This window comes from Micromonospora sp. M51 (assembly GCF_018070305.1).
GTDB lineage: Bacteria > Actinomycetota > Actinomycetes > Mycobacteriales > Micromonosporaceae > Micromonospora > Micromonospora parva.
Genome location: NZ_JAGPXZ010000995.1, coordinates 1 through 1,886, shown reverse-complemented (window position 1 = coordinate 1,886; position 1,886 = coordinate 1). Strand labels below are relative to the sequence as shown.

Genomic DNA, 1,886 nt, shown 5'->3' with positions numbered 1-1,886 from the left:
GCCCGGGCACCCGGGCGTCGCTGGCCGCAGCCGCGGTGTGCAACTGCACGGTGGCCAGGTCGAAGGCGCGCTCCAACGGCCCAGCGCTCACGTCGACGAACTGCATCCGCGAGTACGGCACGATGGAGAGCCGGCGGACCAGCAGCCCGTGCCGGACCAACAGGTCGTTCTCCCGCTCTGCGTACCCCCAGGCCCGGACGGCGCGGACGATCGCGACGGCCCGCCACGCGCCGAGCACCAGCACCACGGCGACGGCGAGCCCGAACAGCCAGTGGCCGCTGAGGGCCCAGCCGACCGCCGTCACCGCCAGCCCGATGGCGACCACGACCGCCAGCCGGATCAGCTCCACCCAGATCAGGTCGGTGGAGATCGGCTGCCAGTTGACGGTGTCCGGCCAGGGCTCCAGCGGCCCCCGACCACCCGGCGCGGCCGTCAGCAGCACCCCGGACGCGCCGGGGTCGGACGGGTGAGCCCCGGACGCGCCGGGGTCGGCCGGCAGGAGACCGGGGGGTGGCAGTTCGGGTGCGCGGTGGTCGGCGCCGGGTGTCGGCCGGTGACCGGGTGGCAGCGCGCCCGGTGGCAGTGGGGCGGGCGTCGAGACGTCCGGCGCGGCGGGCTCGGGGCCGAGCGTGCCCGGTGCCGGGAACGCGCCGGGCGGCGGATCGACGCCGGGAGGGGTGGCGGCCGGGGTGGGCGGCCAGGACGGAGAAGTGGGGCCGGGGGAAGCCGGAGGGTCGCCGCTCACAGGTCGAGCGTAGGCGATCCGGGCACCGGAGTGACGGCACGCAGGAAGCCTCGGGCGTCCAGGAAGTCACCGAGGCTGCCCCGGTGCTCGTCGCAGGCCAACCAGGTCTTGCGCCGATCGGGGTCGTGCAGACGGGGATTGTTCCACTCCAGCACCCAGACGGCGGCCGACCGGCAGCCCCGGGCCGAACAGACCAGGGCCTTGTCGGCGGGGGAGGGAATGCTCATCCCGGCCAGTGTAGGGCGGCGGGACGGAGAGGTTGAGCGCCGGGCGACCACGGGGGGAGCCGCCCGGCGACGGGGTGAATCGTACACGCGGCGGGCCGGTCTGTGCACACCCGCGATACGCAATTCGGCTGCTGGTGACGGCGCGGCCAAAATCGGCTTCTCCCCACCTCGGCACTCAGCAAGGCGTGCGAGTCTTGATACCGCACAAGCCGCGACGACCGACAAACGCTGTGGAGGACCGGTGGCCCAGCCGACCATGCCCGACGCCCCGACGCCGAACGGCGCGGCACCTGCGCCGGTGACCACACCCGCGCAGGACGCCACCCTGCTGGAAAAGGCGCTGTTCGAGATCAAACGTGTGATCGTCGGGCAGGACCGGATGGTGGAGCGGATGTTCGTCGCGCTGCTCTCCCGTGGTCACTGCCTGCTCGAAGGCGTGCCCGGGGTGGCCAAGACCCTGGCGGTGGAAACCCTCGCCAAGGTCGTCGGTGGGTCCTTCGCCCGGGTGCAGTTCACGCCGGACCTGGTGCCCGCCGACATCATGGGCACCCGGATCTACCGGCAGTCGAGCGAGAAGTTCGACGTCGAGCTGGGGCCGGTCTTCGTCAACTTCCTGCTCGCCGACGAGATCAACCGGGCGCCGGCCAAGGTGCAGTCCGCGCTGCTGGAGGTGATGAGCGAGCGGCAGGTGTCCATCGGCGGCGAGAGCCACCGGGTGCCCGACCCGTTCCTGGTGATGGCCACCCAGAACCCGATCGAGCAGGAGGGCGTCTATCCGCTGCCGGAGGCGCAACGGGACCGGTTCCTCATGAAGATCGTGGTGGGCTACCCGACAGACGCTGAGGAACGGGAGATCGTCTACCGGATGGGCGTGGCCGCGCCCGAGCCGACCGCGGTGTTCGACACACCGGACC

At 72.5% G+C, this 1,886-nt stretch carries 3 protein-coding genes; 1 reads left to right on the top strand and 2 read right to left on the bottom strand.

Annotation, left to right across the window (positions count from 1 at the left end; translation table 11 throughout):
* Both KBX53_RS31690 and KBX53_RS31685 read right to left on the bottom strand, forming a co-directional pair.
* A partial coding sequence (locus KBX53_RS31690; protein WP_210863474.1) for a PH domain-containing protein occupies positions 1 to 442 on the bottom strand: 442 nt, incomplete at its 3' end.
* A gap of 299 nt (positions 443 to 741) precedes the next feature.
* Entirely contained in the window at positions 742 to 972 is a 231-nt protein-coding gene (locus KBX53_RS31685; RefSeq protein ID WP_210863472.1) for a hypothetical protein, read from the bottom strand.
* Between the two features lie 241 nt (positions 973 to 1,213).
* Here KBX53_RS31685 and KBX53_RS31680 point away from each other — a divergent pair.
* Positions 1,214 to 1,886, top strand: a 673-nt coding sequence (locus tag KBX53_RS31680) for a MoxR family ATPase (RefSeq protein ID WP_210863470.1), incomplete at its 3' end; no start/stop codon positions are given.

Bases quoted from the DNA above. Each gene is read 5' to 3' on its own strand.
- KBX53_RS31685 (WP_210863472.1), bottom strand. From the start codon at position 972: ATGAGCATTCCCTCCCCCGCCGACAAGGCCCTGGTCTGTTCGGCCCGG.